The following is a 17,505-nucleotide window of genomic DNA, read 5'->3' on the forward strand; positions in this document are numbered from 1 at the left end:
TTTTTTTAACCGTTTAGGAATATGGACAGTATAAGAAAAAACATGGCGATACCTCCGGCATACCGCCATATCTGAATAATCTCAACACACAAAATATGTTACTGCACGACGGCTTTTTTTCTTTTACCGTCGTGCGGCAAGATATAGAATATATTACATTTTCTGATTGTGCTTTGAATCTCCGGCATACGGGAATTGCGGATTGCATAAGTGAAAAGAAAAATTTTCTCTGTCTACTAATCCCACAATCTTATCACTGTCGTACAATTCAAGCAGAAATGACGCCACCTGTTCGGTTGTATGATAAGTGCCAAAAAGCCTGTCATAATCATATTCCGAAACATCATTCGCTACTTTTCCAAACTCCGTTTTTGTCGCGGCCGGGGCTAATACCTTTACTTTCATCTTTGCCCCGCACTGCTTTAACTCCCACGCCAGCCCCTCTGTAAAAGTGCTGACATAAAATTTCGCCGCACAATAAGTTTACAGCATTAGGAACAATCGTATAGCCGCCGCAAGAAGAAATATTGATAAGCTGTGTCCCCTCCGTGTCCTTGAAGTCGCGGACAAATAGGGAAGAAAGAATCGTCAGTGCTTCCACATTTAAGTGCAGCATTTGTTGGATTTTCTTTAAATCCTGATGTGAAACACTGTCATAATTCCCGAACCCCGCATTGTTAATCCACGTTTTCAGAGGATATGTTTTTACGTCCTCATAAAACCGAAAAGCATTATTGGATATAGATAAATCTGTTGTCTTAATGACAACATCAATCGACGGATATAATACTGAAATCTCCTGTTTCAAGTTTTCCAGTCTGCCTTTCCGACGGGCGGCTATAATCAGATGACTGCCCCGCTCCGCAAATACCTTTGCTGTTTCATATCCAATACCCGAACTCGCTCCTGTAATAACGGTGTATCTGCCTGTATCTTTTACCATTTGCAAATCCTCCTCGTTCTTGATATAATACGAGCATACAATGTAGAGTGAACTCTATGTCAAGAGATAGGGAGTGATTTTTTGGGAATATTCAATAGGCGAATTTTCGAGATTGACAAATTTAGGTATTCACACCTTGCGTTATTATGAGCATGAGCATTTAATCACACCAGAACGCAATTCCAGTAACCGGCGTTGCTATTCTGATAAAGACCTTGCATGGATTGAATTTATCAAACGTCTGAAAGATACAGGTATGCCGATTAAAGAAATTCAGCATTATGCAGAATTGCGGGCGGCGGGCGCTTCGACGCTTAACGAGCAAATGGAAATGCTGATTATGCACCGAAAATATCTGAATGAACAAATACAGCAGTTACAGGAACATATGGAAAAACTGGACGATAAAATTGATTTTTATTTCCATGAAATTGAGCGCACCACAAAAGAATAAATCTTCCACGCAATAACACGCCTGTTTTCATCTGATTTGAATGAACGCAGGCGTAATTTTTTTCTCTTTACTTTGGCATTTCATAAACTTTCCCGTATTAAGAAGTAAGAAAAGAGTTGAAAAAAATTTCGCTAAAACTTCGGCAAAATCGCCTTGTGCGGTGTTGTAGGTAGTGAAAGGAATTTCAGAGGGTTTGGGAGACTTCCCAACAAACAAAATCTGTCCGACAAGCCATAGGCATAGGCGGGCAGATTTACGAAAAGGGTATCCCTTTTCTATGCTTGCTACGAAACTTATTACATTACAAAACAAGGAAAGGACGGGAAAGGAATGGAAAAGAAACGAAAAATCAAGGACGGGCATATCGTGGTGGAAAATCCGCTGTTTCAAGAGTTACCAAAGCATGAAGTAACGTTAAAATCCGGCAGAACGCTCTATCGCTTTACGGGGAGCCATGACGCGGAAAGGAGCCTGCCGCATAAGGTTTTACGCCTCATGGAGCAGGAAAAAGGTAAGAAAGATGTTGATTAAAAATACCGGAGCCGATACAATAGAGATAAGCAATCCTGTATTGGCAGACTGCCCGCCAACGAAAGGAGCAGAAACTATGTTAAGGCAGTCTGACAAAATTACCGCCCTTTATTGCCGCTTATCGCGCGATGATGGTTTTCCATTTTGGTATAAAGACGGTTTATTGTAATGCACCCACAAACTTGTAATAGATAGTGATGATTTTTTCTTTGCCCTTGCGGTAGCGCCCCATGCCTGGAGTCTCGTAAATAGTGATCTTCTCAATTAGTTCATGTAGCATGAAACTGTCAAGCTCGTCAAAGCTGGTATATTTCCGGATCATTTCTGCAAACCGCACCACATCCGACCTTGCGGCGGTGGAGGCGTCTATACGTTTTTCCAAATCTCTGATGGTTTCCCGCAGCCCAGCCTTCTCCTTGTCATAATCAGAGATGAACATGGTAAATATGTGGTCAGGAAGCTTGCCGGAAAGATTGTCCTCATACACACGACGCAGCTTTGTGTCCAGAGCACCAAGCTGCTTTCTGGAAGAAACCAGTTCCGACTTCATCTGCGACAATCGCTTTTCATCCTCGGAACACTTCCGCTCCATCAATTCTTTTATTGCCCGTTCTGTATCCCCGGAGAACAGAACGGCATTTCTTTTTATGTCCTCCTGGACGATCCGGGTTATTACATCGCAGTTAATGTAATGGCTGGAACAGGCAAATTTGCCCTGCTGATGGTGGCGGCCGCAGACATAATACACATACTTGCCGTTGCCCGTCCGGTGCTTTCGCATGGCCGTGCCGCAGGCCTCACAGCGAAACAAACCAGAAAACACATCCGGGTCTGTATGGTGGGGGCTGTTCGCGTGGGGCTCGATTCGGCGGGAGTGGAGCGACTTCTGTGCCTGGTCGAAAAGTTCCTTTGAGATGATCGCCTCGTGCATGTCGGGAACAACGATCCAGTCTTCCTTTTCTTTTTTCACCCGCTTTTTTGTGCGGTAGGATGGGGTGTGCTGCCTTCCCTGGACCATGCTGCCGATGAACATTTCATTCTGCAGGATGGTACGGATATAGGTCTGTCCCCAAAACTTCTTCCGCACAAATGGCCCGTCCTTTTCGGGATCGTGTTTTTGGAAACGGATGTATTCTGCGGGTGAGAGGACACCTTCCTCGTTCAGCCTTGTCGCTATGCTCCTGGAACCCATACCCCCGGCACACATTTCAAATATTCGGCGGACGATGGGCGGCGTCGATCACCGAAAGAGGAAGAAGCTCTTTTCCTTTGTATTTAGGCTGCTTCATTCGCGTTAACCTCCCTTCGGCATAAGCGCCATCAATTTGATCCGAAGCTCGCTGAGCGATTTTGTCCGTCCCCGCTGTACGGCGCTGCGGGATATTCCCACAAGGCGGCCGATCTCATGGTCCGGCAATTCCAGGACACAATGCAGGATCAAAATGCTCTGCTCCTGGGAGGACAGACCGGCAAAGGCATCCGCCACAAGCTCGTTGTCGATATGCAGGTCATACCCATGGGACGAGAAAGTAAATCTGTCGCTGGGATACCTGTCAACCATATAGAGATTGTCCATCTCGGCCTGCGGAAGATCGCTGAATGACAGTTCCCTGTCCCGGCGTCTCTGCATTTCCCGGAGATAGTCGATTGCCTCATGGTAGAGTACCAGCTTGCAATAGGCATCAAACTGGCACCGCTCGCCATAGTCATTACTGGGGATCACATCCATCTTTTCACCCCCTTTCCTGGGGGAATGAGGTGGATTTCTCCCTTTCTGCTAACAAGGCGAACGCAAGGCCGTCCGCTGCCCGCTAAAAGCCTCCTTTTTTGATTTTTTTGAAAATATGTTTTCGGCCGCCCTGTAAAACAACAAAAAGCGCCCGACTGGTACAAGACCAATCGGGCGCGCGGGGATACAAAAATGTAGGATGCTACACAGTACAGTACATACTCAACGCCGGACTTACCCGGAGGGGGAGCTACGCTTTTTTTAGCTGGTGAAGCTCATGGGTATTGTGCAGAAAACCAAAAATAAGCACGGCGGCATCCTCCTATGTGCCGCCGCGCTTTTACACGGTGTTAGGGTCGTCGTAGGTTTAGGAAATACGAAAAGAAACGGCGGCTCTGCAAATCAAAGCCGCCGTTTCAAATGGGCGTGTCAAATAGTCTGCTGTACGACGGCTTTTTTTCTTTTGCCGTCGTGCGGCAGATTAAAATTTATGAATTACAATTCGTTGATGGTTGCAGTAATCGGCATATTGCAAATACGCTTTGCCGGAGCGAAAGGTGCAAGAAGAGAAATGAACACAAGCAGCACCAATATTCCTCCAATCGATGTGAAAGGGATTTGCCATGCCGTTCCCCAATAATTTGTAATCATTTGAGAATAGAGAAAATGATGCAGCGGTAAACCCAGACCACAACCTGCGAGGAGTCCAAGCGTTGTGTATGTGGCGGCTTCCATGACAATCATCTTCTTGATTTGCAGGCTATCCATCCCTACTGCACGCATGGCTCCGTATTGCTTTATCCTTGCAGACACGCTCATAGAAATACTGTTTACCGTATGAATCATGGTAATCAATGTGATCACGGCGAGGAATCCATAAACAAAGAGACAGAACATATAATAGGTATTTTGTGTGTCCTTGTTTTGTGCCAGTCGATCATAAAAGCGATAATGTTCATCTGCCAATGCATAAAGCTCATTCACATTCTGTGCTGTTGCCTCTTTGGACATCTGTACGTCAAGAACAGCATAGGCATCTTTGCCTGTAATCTCCTCAAACATTTTCTCTGAGCAGATCACAGTTGGCTGATCCGATGTATCAAAGGGACTATCTTTCAAGACTCCGGTCACAGTAAGCTCTGTCTGCTCCAGCCGAATCGTATCGCCCACCTTCAAAGAGTTGCTTTTATCAAAAACCGTCAGTACACCGTTGCCTTCGGAGACAGCCGATATATCACCTGCAATCAAATCTTCTGCTGCCCACTGAAACTGCTGACTCTCATAAGAAATCAAATCAATTTGCCCCAATTTCCCTTCATATTCTGCAGGAAGGCTTTGATACATCCGCCCAAATACCCGCTTTACATACGGCCGGCTTTCTACCTCTTTGGCAAAGCTTTTTTCAATTTCGCACAGGTTATCAGGACTGCTATAGAAGACATCCGGTGCCCATGGCTTTAATGGATTGAGCGCCATATTCACCCATTGTATAAGAACGGAAAAGCTCAAAATCATAATGATGCTGAGCGCAAAGGAGCCAGTCATGAGAAGTAGATTTTGGGGAGAGGATACGGCATGATGAATCCCCAATGCCGTCTCAATTTTCAAAAAGCTTCTCCTGATGGGCCGAGATACGTTCCCTTTTTCGGAAAGATTTCCGGTAACAGCCGCAACCGGAGAAACACCTGCCGCCCGCCTCGCGGGAGAGATGGAAGATAACAGCACGGTCAAAACACCAACGACAATTCCGCTGATGATACCGACGCTACTAATTCCAAATAGCGGAATTTGTACAAACTCAGCGCCCGCGCCAAACCGAAGCAATGCACAAAGCATCCATGTACCCGCAATTCCAACTATCACACCAATCGGAACCGCTGTTTTGCACCAATAAAGAGCCTCTAACCTGACTATGTGCATGATTTGTGCCCGGCTTGCCCCAACACAGCGAAGCATTCCAAAAAATTGTGTTCGCTCCGCGGTTCTGCTGTTCAGACTTCCCGCAATCATAAAGACTCCCGCAGCCAGAACCAGCACAAACAAGATTGCAGCTACAAGGTACATTCCCATGATGTAAGAATCACTGCTGAATCCTGTTAATCCCAGCAAAGCCGTGTTTTCGGATAATGTTTCATCGGTAAAGCCATAGGTTTGCCTCAGCTCTGCAATTACCTTACGAATATTGATATTCTCGTCAAAGCGTACAAAACAGACGGGAGCAAGCTTACTTCCTTCTGCTTTTGCAAGACTTTGGAAGGAGTCCCAATTCAGAAAAGCACCCACAATATCGGCATCTGTGGTGATGGTAACATCTCCTCCAAAACCGGAAATCGTATAGTCAAAATCTCCGGCTGGTGTATGTACGGTAATCGCATCTCCAATCTTCAGAGAAAGCAGTCCCTTTGCACGATTGGAAAGTAAAATTTCATCCTCGTTTGAAGGATAGTGTCCCTCGGTCAAATTGTCATAGATCTCCGTTAGAATCGCACGATCACCACCTGCGATGACACAGCTTTTTCCCTTGATCGTATAGTCTTTGGATAAATTAAAGTTCAGTCCGTCATAACGGGAGAAAGCCATCACATTTGTTCGCTGTGCGATTTGCTCGGTCTGCTGCTCAGATGGCTCCTTCAACATGATATGCCAGTTCCCATGTTCTTCGATCACGCGTGTCTTTTCCATGCGGATCGCCATATCTGCCATGCTGAAAATTATCGTAACCAGCAGCACCGAAATGATGATGCACAGCATCGTCATCCGATTCTGTCTCTTCCGTATCTTTGCGGAAATCGGAATAAGACTTAAGTAGCTTTTCATTCGCGGCACCTCCCGAAATCGGTGAGGTTGCCATCCGATACCTGCAATACACGGTCAGCCGTTTGCGCGATACTGCGGTTGTGGGTAATCATAATGATGGTCTGCTCGTACTTTTTGGACGCCTCTTTCAGCAGGGCGATGACCTCGCTGCTGTTCTGGGTGTCCAGATTGCCGGTCGGTTCGTCAGCCAAAATCAGAGCGGGGCGGGTAATCAACGCACGTCCGATGGCTACCCTCTGCTGCTGACCGCCGGAAAGCTGGCTGGGCAAATGGTTCCGACGCTCTTTCAAATTCAGCACCGCCAGCAGTTCTTCCAAATACTTCTTGTCCGGCTTCTGGTAATCCAGCAGCATCGGGAAGATAATATTCTGCTCCACGGTCAGTTCTGGAATCAAGTTAAACGCCTGAAAGATAAAACCAATGTTCCGACGACGGAATACGGTCAGCTTTCGGTCGTTCATGGAAAAAATGTCCTTGCCATCAATCAGTACCTTACCCGAAGTGGGAGTGTCCAGTGCGCCAACCATGTTGAGCAAAGTACTCTTGCCGGAGCCGGATTCTCCAACGATTGCTACATACTCACCCTTGGGAACGGAAAAGCTGACATCCTTCAAAGCCTTGACGGCAGTTTCCCCACTGCCATAGGTCTTACAAATATTTTTGACCTCTAATAAATTCATAGTGCAAACACCTCTTTCTAAATGTTCTTGCGATGCAGACAGGTGGACTTCTTTTTCTGTCTGCGATGAAAAGGATAGCACCGAAATATTACTGTCACCCTACAACCAGCCTACAATTTTGTAGGAATTAAAAAATTCATCGTAAAGATTGTGCCTTTCCCTAATTCGCTGTCTACCTCAATCGTGCCGCTGTGGGCCTCCACAATGGCCTTTGCCAGCGGCAGACCCAGCCCGATTCCCTGCTTGTCTTTAGAAAAACGGCTGCGGTAAAACCGTTTGAAGATATGGTGCAAATCCTCCGGGTGGATGCCGCAGCCATTATCTTTTACGGTGATCTGAACGGCAGAGGACAACTCTCTCCATGTAATACGAACCATATCGCCGCTTTCCGTATGGTCGAGGGCATTTTTCACGATGTTGTCAATGGCTTCGGTCAGCCAATCGCGGTCGCAAAGAAGCGAAACATTGTCCGAGCCAGACAGGATGATTTCTTTCTGCTCCTGTCTGGCCCTGTATGCGAAATGCAGCTCAATATCCCGCATCATATCCGCTACATTCTCTGTGTCCTTTTCAATCACGATAGAACCGGCATCCAGCTTTGTGATTTTGAGCAGGCTTTGCACCAGCATTTCAATGCGGTCAAGTTCCTGTTCGGATAAATCGGCAAATTCTTTCACCGAGGACGGTTCCACATCTTCGTCCTGAAGCAGACCGTTATAAATGTTCAGAGCCGCCAGTGGTGTTTTTAGTTGATGGGAAATATCGGAGATCGTATTTTTCAAAAACGCTTTTTCCCGCAACTCATTATCTGCATGAGCATTTAAGACTGCTGCTAATGAATTGATAGAGTGAAATAGCCGATACAGTTCACCCTCGTTGTCACATTCAATACGGGCATTTATATCGCCGTCAAGATACGCATGGATCTGTGATACCGCCTGTTCCATGACCTTATTTTGCTTTCTGAAATAGGCCCAGCAGACCGCCCATATTGCAACTGACGCCAACAGAAAAATAGACAGCAGGCTCAAAGAAAACCGTTGATAGCGCAGCCATAGGAAACCTTGTGCCAACATGAGGGATACTGCCCAAATAACCGATAACGAAAGGAACAAATTTTTGATGTCTTTATTCGCAAGTATTTTCATAGGCCACCTCATTGAACGACATTCCATTTATAGCCCATGCGCCGAACGGTCAGGAGCATTTGAGGGTCACTTGGATTATCCTCAATCTTCATGCGAAGCCGCCGCATATATACAGTAAGGGTACTGCTGTCAATATAATTTCCATCACAGTCCCATAGCTTATCTAAGATTTGTTCCTTGGTGAGTACCATATTAGGACTTCTCATAAACAAACACAGCAGCTTGTATTCTGCGGCGGTCAAATCCAGCAGTTCCCCATTTTTGAAAGCCTGTCCTTGAAGCAAAAGAACCTTGATTCCATTCGATTGCAATTCTGTGTCTGTTGCATTGAAAGAATTTGCCCGGCGAAGCAGTGCATTCACTCTGGACACCAGTACACCCAACTTAAATGGCTTTGTGATATAGTCATCACCGCCAATATCCAGCCCCATAATAATGTTCATTTCTTCGTCCGAAGCGGTAAGGAAAATAATCGGCACTTTGGAAACTTGTCGTACCTTCTTGCAAAATTCAAAGCCGGAGCCATCCGGCAGCGATACATCCAGTACCAGCAAATCATATTTTCCATCTGCCCATAACGCATCCGCTTCTTTGAGCGTTCTGGCAATATAGGGTTCAAATCCCTGCTTTTTGAAAGCAAAGGAAAGCCCGTTGATAAGACTCAGATCATCTTCTAAAAGTAGTATCTTACTCATGTTTCAAAGCCCTCCCTTGTTTTGTTCTACCATCAATCGGCTTTTTCGCATCCTTGGGTATCAACCATACCGTCGCCATTTTCACAGCGCCGGGGATGCGCCCTGCAGCGCAGTAATAGTTTATCCATCGTGGGGACACGCCCCATTTCTCGCCTGCTTCTTTCAAAGTCATGTAGTCCATACCGCACCTCCCATATATATCATAATTCGTCTTCTCGAAGAATACAAGGTATAGTTTGTGAACTTTGAAAAAGATAAGGTAGCAAGCACAGCAAGTGTAGCCACACTTGCGGATTTTCTCATTTTCAGGTCCCTTGCCCGAAAATAAAAAATCGCTTGCTGGGATATCCCAGACCCTTATCAGAAAACGAAAAGAATTGCGCCATGGAAATGTGCATAACAGGCCGCTCCGCCGATGGAAAACCCATTCACAGCCCATGGAAAAGGACGGGTCTTTCCCATAAGCCTGCAAACAGGTTTCCCACAGCTCCGATATGAAGGCCGGTTATACACATTCCCACAGCGCCTACTGCTGCGACAAATCATCCCTTCCGATCCTATTCAAACCATCAAGAAAGTGTCGAAAATCCACCCCTTTCTCCTCTGTATGGAGCGTGGGCGGTCAAGATGGGAAATCATAATGCCTACTTCACAAAAAGCCAATATAAGAGATTTATTTGCTGTTTTTCAACCCTAATCACTACATTTTTTCGTGCCCCTGTCCTGGAATTTGAAAACACACCATGCAAATCTCTTTTTGTGTCTGCTTCTATCCAGTTTTTTTCTATCCCTGCCGAAAACGAAAAGGGAACGGATAGGATAGAATTTGATATTTCTATACTTGATATATTATTTATTTAATTATATCTATATTTAATTGGGCGGGATTTTCCAATATTGGCAAAACCAAGATTGCACTTTCATATTTTCCTACTGTATCAACATAATACCCTCTGCACCAAAAATGTCGATTCCCATACTTATACTTTAAATTGGCATGTCTTTCAAAAATCATTAGACTACTTTTACTTTTCAAATATCCCATAAATGAATACACACTCAAATGCGGCGGTATCTCTACCAACATATAAATATGATCTGGGCAACACTCCGCTGCTATGATATTCACACCTTTTCTCTCGCATAACATTCTTAGTATCTTTCCAATATCTGCTTTCAATTTCCCATAAATTTCTTGTCTTCGATACTTAGGTACAAATGCAATACTGTTCTGAATCACACACAGGGACAGTATTTTGCTCTATGTAACCGGCTGTCTGGAAGAAGCCGGTGTAATCTTCTCCGGAACAGTCCTTGATAAAGATGTGGCAGTAACGCTCGTCATCCTTATCCACAATATAAATTCTTTCTACAATCGTCTGGATCAAAGTGACCAGAACCTCCGGCTGCGCATCCTTTGCATATTCTGCAAAGGAGAGCAGCCTTTCTTTTGTCATTTCCAAGTCACGGATGGCAATCATATTGTTCTTTCTGCCTTCATCCAGTTTGGAAAGCTGCCGCTCCGTTTCCCTCAGTTCTTCAGCCAGATTTTGCAAATCCTCTTGAATAAATTGCTTGATACTGCCATCTGCTTCACGCAGATTTCTTGTCTGTGCTGCAATATCCGCTTTCAGCTTATCACGTTTCTTTTTAATGAGGTTATGTTCCTGTACCGTCTGTGACTGTTCCAGAACCTCCTCGATTTTAATTTCCAGAATCCTTCTGAAACGCTCGCTGTTTTCATCCGACAGTTCAGATAGCTGCTGTACGACAAATTCATCCAGAAGAACGCCATCCACTGCCTTAAAATTACATTCCTTTTTACGATAACCGGGACAAACATATTTAAATCGAGGCTTTCCATTCGTCCAACGGTCGGACTCGGAAATTACACTCAATCGTCTGCCACAGTGAGGACAATGCGCCAGCCCCGCCAACAGTGCGTTGGTCTTTCTATGAGGTCGATTGTATTTCTCTGCAATAGCATCCAGAAGTTCCTGCACTTCAATCCATTGTTCACTTGGAATAAAGCCTTCATGCCTTCCGACCGCAATAATCCACTCGCTAACAGGCTTGCTTTCAATGGTCTGAACATATTTTGGAGAGATAAATGTGCTGTCACTGCCTTCATACTTTTCCTGATCAGTTTTATTGTAAGCCGACAATCCGTGAGTTCCGTCAAACTCTATCATATCTCCAAACACATTGCCGTCATGGTCGATGAAATAATCATAGCTGCGTTTATCAGCAGTACAATAGATAGGATTTCTCAAAACCAGTCTTGTGGTGGATGCGTTAAATGCAGCACCGGAAGGAGTGTGAAATCCTTCCTCATTCATCTGCTTTGCAGTGGTCTGGATACTGCGAGTGGTTCGAAAAATTTCATACAAACGCTGAACCATACATTTTTCTTCTGGCAGACTTTCTAAGTAGCTGTAGGCTGATTTGCCCTTACCGCTTCCGGTTGTTACACGTCGAACGGTAAATCCCATCGGTGTATTGCCGCCGAGCCATCGACCGTCCTTTGCAAGTTCCATCATATTATCTACAATTCTTTCTGTCAGAGTATCCCTTTCAAATTCCGCAATGACCGCAAATATCTGAATGAAGATTTTATAGAGTCCGCTGGCAGTATTGATACCGTTTGAGCAAATCAGCAGGTCAACATGGTACATTTCCAAGAAATCCATCAGGCGGATTAGGTCGGCTGTTTTTCTGCCGACACGATCCAGCTTGTAACATACGATTGCTTTGATTTTTCCGTCCTGCACATCATGCAGCATTCTCTGAAAATCCGGTCTGTCTGAAAAATATCCGCTGAGTCCTTTGTCCTCGTATTGTAAAAATTCATACTCCTCATCCAACCCCAATTCCTTTTTGGCGTAATCCGCACATTGTTTGAATTGAACACCGATACTGTCACCCTTATTGGTGATACGAGATTTACGGGCGTATATCGCAACGCCACGGTTATCTTTTTCAACTTTTCTCTGTTTCTTCATGGGTAGTCACCTCCGCTCATATCATACCGCCATCCCAGTTATTCTATCAAGTTTGTGGCCGTTGCCACGAATCCATTCCAGAAACACATACAAGGTTTCTGCGTCAAAACTTCTGATTCCCTGTGCGATAAACTCTGCTCGTTTCTGCTGAAAAGCTTCCATAGTTTCTTTGAATTTTTGTCCTCTGTGAATTACTGCAATCAAATAGTTCCCTCCGTTTCTATCTGTGGTTCTGACCTCGGACCAACTTGGTTCAAAGTCAGATAATGAAAAAAGCTGCTACACAGATGCAACAATAACAGACACAAAAGATTCTGTATCTGACTTGATGCTTCCATGTAACAGCTCCGACAGTTCGGACTGACTAAAAATATGTTTGTATAAATATGGGGCTTGCCCATCAATAAAATCTTGTATGAAGCAGTATTTAATTTTCATCTGTAGCTATCATAGCATGAAATGTCGAAATAAGCAATCTTGTCAAGTTCAGCCAAAGAGCATATCCCAAAGTTGAGAACAGGCAGCTAATAGCAGATTTTCATTTTACCGTAAGTTGTAGTAAGGATATTTTTGATTTTCTAATTGAAGCATGATGATACCTCTGGACAAATTGTCCAGAAGTCATTTTGACATTTACGAAATTCCGGACACCTCATCAAGAATTTACAATACAAAATCTCTACGCCTTACTTTGGTGCAAGTTACACCGTAGCACTTCATCCCAACTTGGGACGAAGTTGATTTTCAGAAAATAAAAGCACTGTCTTGTGTCCAATTCGTTCACAAGCATAAAGCTCAGCCCTTCAACTTCTACCCCAATTATGTCGAAGTGATTCTCATTTTTCTGTTTCCTACATTTTTAACTTTGTGCCAAGTTGGCACGAAGTTTTTCACCCAACTTGGGATGAAGTTGTATCCGAGCATTGCCACTTTTGTTACTTGTGGGCGAGTTGCCCACAAGGCTTCCCGACAATATGTTGGGAAAAGTGGATTGCCATACATCACATAAATAATCAGAGACAACTTCTCCCATGTTTTCATTTTTTCGTTTATGGAAAATTGAACTTCTATGCAAATTGCGCAGAAGTCAGTAAGTAAAAGTATTCAGAATGAATGCGTAGCCGTCACCCCAGGTGGCGTTCAAAGGGGATTGGGGATGCTTCCCAAACAAGCAATTTACGAAGATTTCCCCTCTGGGGGAATCTTCGTAAACGAGTGAACCTGTACAGGTTTACACTGCTTGCCACTTTGTAACGCCTATAATATGCGGGCAAAATTATTCCCAAGTCGGGAATAAAAATTGATACATCTCCGCACAAATTGGACGAAGGTTCCGATTCCGACTTCTGCCCAATTAGAGCAGAAGTTAATCCGTACTTGTTCCCAACTTGGGCACAAGTTATATGTTGGAAGGAAACTGGCAAGCAGGGCAAAGTTACAGCACTTTGCCCATTTTCGCATTTTCTCCTTCGCCTCAATTTGCAAAATGACTTGTCAGGGAAAGCTCCCTGATACCCTTTGAACATCAATTTCATTGATGGCTGCTCGTTCATCCTGAACGCTGTTCTTATAATTTGCCTTATGAAATAAGCAACAGAAAAGAGTCTATGAAATAATAATTGAATTTATAGCAACATCACTCACCGTTCAAAGAACGATGAGTGATGTCTTACTTCTAACTACTTAATCGATTTTTCTTTCGATATACTGGCTGAAGGTAAAAATATTCTGTTCTCCAACAAGTTCAACCAAAAACGATTTGAAGATGGAATCAATAGGAACCGTTACAAAGAAAATCAACCTTTTCTTTGGCCTTGAACAACATACATAAAACAGATTTCGATTTCTTTCATAGGAAGCCTGCTTCCCCTTTGGTATAGGAGCATGTCCCGTTATCATTGGTGCATAGGTTTCAAATTGATATTGATTCCATCCTTTGCCAATAACAAAGACAACATTATCGTATTCTTCGCCCTTAACGCCGTGCTCCGTCGAAAACTCTGCTTCAGGGTATAGAAATTCAATTGCAGCCCGAAATTGGCTGTAATCTAAATCTAAAACATCACGGATTGTTGAATCCAATCCATAGATTGTATCCGGGGCATCATAATATAGATGGTAGTATCCATCAACCAATGACGGAACAGGAACCAACTTTGTCTCTACAATAGTATTGACAACATCAATGGCTTTCTTCTCACGAGCCTTCTTTAGCTGCGACTCAAACTCTTTCCATTTCATCTTCTCGGATTTTTTCGTGATCGGATAGCGTCTAATTCCAAGCGTATCAAACAGCAGTTGCATATTTGATGTACTAAGTGCTTCGTATATCGGTTCTACGGTATTCATGAAGAATAGCAAAAATGGATCTTGTTTATCTCGAAGTCCATCATCAATAATAGCTAATAGGTGCTCATATCCTTGCTGTGTGGCAAGAACCTTATGAGTTATCATCAAAATTTTGATATTTTCATCTTTTGGCACATTCTTCTTGATACATTCTGAAAGCTGGTACAGCCTGGATTTTAGTTCTTCTGCTGGGAGATCGTCTTTGAATGTGCGATCTGATCGACGAATTCCAGAAAAATCTTCACAGGTTACAACAACTACTTCGCCTTCAAAATTATCTATTGCAGATTGTTGTGGCAGATCTGGGCGAATATCATTTAAGAGCTTCACGATTCTGGGAGAAGATCTAAAGTTTGAACCTTTTTTGATTTCCTCAAGATTGGTGTGTTCTATCGCACCGCAGGCATTATTGGTTTGGTAAATAGTTTGCCATGCATCTCCGAAAAAGCCAAATTGCGGTCCAGTTCCTTCAGCAATAAAGAAATTTATAAAACGTGTGACAATCGGTTTGTAGGAATCTTGGTATTCATCAATTAGAATCAAAGGGTACTTGTCGGAGAAAACACGGCGAAATTTTACATTATCCAACAGAGTGCAAAAAAGTTTCAAAACATCGTTATGGTGCAAATAATGTACCCCTTGCGAGACATAACGGTGTCCTAAGGTATAACGGATTTCCAACACCTTGCTGAAATCCGTTTCAGTCGTTGCTAATGACTCATCGTTATCAATAATGCTCATAAGAGTACTTTGGTACTGCTTGATTGCACTCCAAGCAAAGGAATGAATCGTCGACGGAAGAATAAATGAATCTTGGGATAACCGCTCCGCAATAACATCAACCGCTGCATTTGTATACGTAATACATATTACATTTTGCTTTTTCCGACGATAATCATTCCACTTGTTTGCTTGAATCCACTCGATTACACGGTTGAGTGAGTAAGTTTTTCCAGAACCAGCACCGGCCTCCACACGGAAGCTACGCCCAGCCTTGAGGGCAGCAACAATCTGCTCGTCGACCTTGTCTGCTTCCGCCTTAGCTATGTCATAATTTGAAAAGCCACAATTCTTAGACAATCCTCAGCACCTCCTCACTCAAGAACTCGTTGATTATTAAGCCAGATCAAACCATTTTTAATATATTGGGGAATAGAATAATTGGGATTATTGCAAATCAGGTTGAGTGCAAAGTCAGTCTTGCTTTTTTCGGTAAACTCCAAGTCTTCTTCCGCAACAGGTTCCACGAACCCATAATGATTACGATTCACATTCATGACAGCTTCTTCCAAGGATCTGCCGCATATCCCATTTTCCAGAGTTTGATATTCGATATGACATTTCCCCAGAGTCTTTTCTGCATCTGTTGCTGAGATGATATTAGCAAGTGAAATCTTATCTTTGCTATTCTGCGGAATACCCTTAATTTTACGCATCCACCACTTTATTGTTGCATTGGAGGTGGTCTTACCTTTGCTGACAACAGCCTTAGTTCTGCCATCTATCATAGAATCTATATCCGTAAGAATTAAGCAAGGTAGTCCAAGGAAGTCCGCAAAAGGTATGAATTTATATGCGTATGCCCCTCCAATTTCAATCAAAGCATAATACTGTGCAGGCAGTTTATACTTTTCTGAATCAAACAGTTTTTCTTTCTCACACTTTTCTATCATGTCCGGTATCAGCAACCGCTCCGACGCACCCTCAACAAAAATAATTTTATCTGCAAAGAACAAGTCGCATCTGCTAAGCGTAAGGTATTTCTTGATGAAATCCATATTGTCGACATTTTCTTTAGCAAAGATATCAAGATTCTTATAAACAACTCCAGATTTGGATTTTTTTGCATATCGGATTTTAGAAAAATCCATGGTATTTGCTATGTGTGCAGAGTGTGTAGTTAAAAATGTCTGAATATGAACGGTGGTAATTTTTGCAAGGAATTTTTCCAAATGTTCAGCAAACGCCCGTTGCATTTGAGGATGCATATGTGACTCTGGTTCTTCAATAAACAGCAACGGAATGCAGGCTTCCCCCTTCTTCTCAACATCTCGTGCAAACGCAGCCAGGAGAAATTCCATTTTAATCAAATTCTTGTATCCAAGTCCATTATAGGCGCTGGGCAGGCTTTCGTCTCTGGTACCAGAAGTATATGAAAGACGTGTCTGGTTTTTTATCTGATCATCGATCCTCAACTCTGTGATAACACCAAGCTGTAATTCTTCAACATTAGGATAGCCAAAACCAACTGCTTTGTTGACCAAGTCACTGAGTATTCGATCACTTTCTTTTTGCACATCTTTATTTGCACCATCAACCACTGAGCGGAGTTCCTTAACTTTCTCCACTATGTCTGGTGTCAAGTCTTCCTCGCTCAAGTTGAAATAGTCCGAAATCAATGAACTAAGGGACTCATTCTTTTGAGTACCATCTTCTCCAAGTATACGTTCTGCAGGAATCGGATAATAAGGGAAAAGGTCTTCAAGTTCTCTGTGACTCTTAACTTGTCGATCTTCTAAATTCTTCGGATTAACCGCATAGATGGTTAAACCAAACAACCTCGTAAAATTGCTTACAAGTACATCATGCATTTCCTCTGTTTTGGGAGTAAACTTGCCCCCACTATAGCAACTCTCCTTAAACAGTTCCCGCAGTTTATTTTCGTCAGTTTTCAACTGATATTCCACACGAATTAACGCTGTAGTGGTATCCACATCAACGTCGATAATGAAAGGTGATAATGCCCCCAATTTTGTATCTGGATCATCCAATGAATAATCAACTACAAATTCTATAGAAATAGGTTCTATTCCTTTGCAGAGATCTTCATAACTTAATTTTTTCTCCATGAACTGCAAAAACAGGTTGTAGAGATTTTCTCGCTTTGACAGAGGATAATCATTGTATGAAAAATCGCTTCCTTGCAACACAGTGTTGATACAGTTATTACAGGAAGTTTTGGCGGTATTGTTCCTGCCAACGATAAGAGTTGTTTTTTCATCGACATCCAGCTCGGCATCAATAAGCAATCTGTAGTTTTTAATTTTGATATTTATTAATTGCATATTTTCCTCCGTATTTATCTGTAGTAAGCTATCAATCGTTTGAAGCTACCGTATCAGTTTTTTCTTGGCGCTTTTTCAGTCACCGAAAAAAT

The 17,505-nt window shown here is 43.2% G+C and carries 14 protein-coding genes and 1 pseudogene; 2 read left to right on the top strand and 13 right to left on the bottom strand.

Annotated elements, in window-relative coordinates; all coding sequences use genetic code 11:
- Nucleotides 1–343 precede the first annotated feature (343 nt).
- Nucleotides 344–943 carry an SDR family NAD(P)-dependent oxidoreductase gene (locus tag FYJ39_RS16955; protein ID WP_353847312.1) on the bottom strand — a complete coding sequence of 200 codons (600 nt, stop codon included), beginning with the start codon at nt 941–943 and terminating at the stop codon, nt 344–346.
- A gap of 73 nt (nt 944–1,016) precedes the next feature.
- Between FYJ39_RS16955 and FYJ39_RS16960 the strand changes: the two genes are divergently transcribed.
- Nucleotides 1,017–1,397, top strand: coding sequence for a MerR family transcriptional regulator (locus FYJ39_RS16960; protein WP_353847311.1), 381 nt, complete (start codon nt 1,017–1,019; stop codon nt 1,395–1,397).
- Between the two features lie 330 nt (nt 1,398–1,727).
- Nucleotides 1,728–1,928, top strand: coding sequence for a hypothetical protein (locus tag FYJ39_RS16965; RefSeq protein ID WP_154473607.1), 201 nt, complete (start codon nt 1,728–1,730; stop codon nt 1,926–1,928).
- 160 nt (nt 1,929–2,088) lie between these two features.
- Here the strand turns inward: FYJ39_RS16965 and FYJ39_RS21405 are convergent, their stop codons facing one another.
- The 12 genes and pseudogenes from FYJ39_RS21405 to FYJ39_RS17025 form a co-directional block, all read right to left on the bottom strand.
- Nucleotides 2,089–3,156 carry a recombinase family protein gene (locus FYJ39_RS21405; RefSeq protein WP_287847831.1) on the bottom strand — a complete coding sequence of 356 codons (1,068 nt, stop codon included), beginning with the start codon at nt 3,154–3,156 and terminating at the stop codon, nt 2,089–2,091.
- 66 nt (nt 3,157–3,222) lie between these two features.
- Nucleotides 3,223–3,657, bottom strand: coding sequence for a sigma-70 family RNA polymerase sigma factor (locus FYJ39_RS16975; RefSeq protein WP_154473609.1), 435 nt, complete (start codon nt 3,655–3,657; stop codon nt 3,223–3,225).
- Nucleotides 3,658–4,152: 495 nt separating this feature from the next.
- Nucleotides 4,153–6,474 carry an ABC transporter permease gene (locus FYJ39_RS16980; RefSeq protein WP_154473610.1) on the bottom strand — a complete coding sequence of 774 codons (2,322 nt, stop codon included), beginning with the start codon at nt 6,472–6,474 and terminating at the stop codon, nt 4,153–4,155.
- Complete coding sequence (locus tag FYJ39_RS16985) at nt 6,471–7,154, bottom strand: ABC transporter ATP-binding protein (RefSeq protein ID WP_154473611.1); 684 nt, start codon at nt 7,152–7,154, stop codon at nt 6,471–6,473. Before FYJ39_RS16985 ends, FYJ39_RS16980 begins: the two co-directional genes overlap by 4 nt.
- A 110-nt stretch (nt 7,155–7,264) precedes the next feature.
- Nucleotides 7,265–8,302: a sensor histidine kinase gene (locus FYJ39_RS16990; protein ID WP_154473612.1), complete on the bottom strand. Its 1,038-nt coding sequence runs from the start codon at nt 8,300–8,302 to the stop codon at nt 7,265–7,267.
- 8 nt (nt 8,303–8,310) lie between these two features.
- A complete protein-coding gene (locus FYJ39_RS16995; protein ID WP_154473613.1) occupies nt 8,311–8,997 on the bottom strand; it encodes a response regulator transcription factor in 687 nt (228 codons plus the stop codon).
- Nucleotides 8,990–9,178: a helix-turn-helix domain-containing protein gene (locus FYJ39_RS17000; RefSeq protein ID WP_154473614.1), complete on the bottom strand. Its 189-nt coding sequence runs from the start codon at nt 9,176–9,178 to the stop codon at nt 8,990–8,992. Before FYJ39_RS17000 ends, FYJ39_RS16995 begins: the two co-directional genes overlap by 8 nt.
- 729 nt (nt 9,179–9,907) lie before the next feature.
- A pseudogene (gene tnpA / locus FYJ39_RS17005) lies at nt 9,908–10,252 on the bottom strand (IS200/IS605 family transposase); the annotation flags it as partial.
- On the bottom strand, nt 10,206–11,999 hold the full coding sequence (locus tag FYJ39_RS17010; protein ID WP_154473615.1) for a recombinase family protein: 1,794 nt from the start codon (nt 11,997–11,999) through the stop codon (nt 10,206–10,208). The pseudogene tnpA and the gene FYJ39_RS17010, both read right to left, overlap by 47 nt.
- 21 nt (nt 12,000–12,020) lie before the next feature.
- Complete coding sequence (locus tag FYJ39_RS17015; RefSeq protein ID WP_154473616.1) at nt 12,021–12,203, bottom strand: hypothetical protein; 183 nt, start codon at nt 12,201–12,203, stop codon at nt 12,021–12,023.
- Nucleotides 12,204–13,682: 1,479 nt separating this feature from the next.
- Nucleotides 13,683–15,428, bottom strand: coding sequence for a UvrD-helicase domain-containing protein (locus tag FYJ39_RS17020; protein ID WP_154473617.1), 1,746 nt, complete (start codon nt 15,426–15,428; stop codon nt 13,683–13,685).
- A gap of 14 nt (nt 15,429–15,442) precedes the next feature.
- Nucleotides 15,443–17,413 (bottom strand): ATP-dependent nuclease, encoded by a 1,971-nt coding sequence (locus tag FYJ39_RS17025; RefSeq protein ID WP_154473618.1) that lies wholly within the window; start codon nt 17,411–17,413, stop codon nt 15,443–15,445.
- Between the last annotated feature and the right edge of the window lie 92 nt (nt 17,414–17,505).

It is taken from the genome of Clostridium porci, from assembly GCF_009696375.1.
Taxonomy (GTDB): Bacteria; Bacillota; Clostridia; order Lachnospirales; family Lachnospiraceae; genus Enterocloster; species Enterocloster porci.